This window comes from Vibrio sp. 1078-1 (genome assembly GCF_033340475.1).
Map to the genome: position 1 here is coordinate 1 of NZ_JAWOWM010000756.1, position 548 is coordinate 548.

At 47.8% G+C, this 548-nt stretch carries 1 protein-coding gene; it reads left to right on the forward strand.

What is annotated here, in order from left to right:
* The coding region (locus R7190_RS29885) for an aminotransferase class I/II-fold pyridoxal phosphate-dependent enzyme (RefSeq protein WP_318138210.1) at nucleotides 1-548 on the forward strand (548 nt) is incomplete at both ends.

Consider the following 548-nt stretch of genomic DNA (forward strand, 5'->3'; position numbering starts at 1 on the left):
ACGAATGGCAGCCAAAGCGGGTTCTTCTACCTATTTAATTTGTTTGCTGGTCAGCAGCCAGATGGTTCGCACAAAAAAGTCCTGTTGCCTATCGCACCGGAATACATTGGCTACGGTGATGCAGGTATCGATGAAGACATTTTTGTTTCGTACCATCCAGAAATCGAGCTACTCGACAACGGCCTATTCAAATATCACGTTGATTTTGAAAAGCTCACCGTCGATGACTCCGTCGCAGCAATTTGCGCATCTCGCCCAACCAACCCAACAGGTAACGTACTAACTGACGAAGAAGTGCGTAAACTGGACAAATTGGCGCGCGAGAACAACATCCCACTGATCATCGACAATGCGTACGGCTTGCCGTTCCCGAACATCATTTTTGAAGATGTCGAACCGTTCTGGAATGAAAACACCATCCTGTGCATGAGCTTATCAAAACTTGGCTTGCCGGGTGTGCGATGTGGGATTGTGATTGCGAGTGAAGAAATCACCCAAGCACTCACCAATATGAATGGCATCATCAGCTTAGCGCCAGGCAGTGTTGG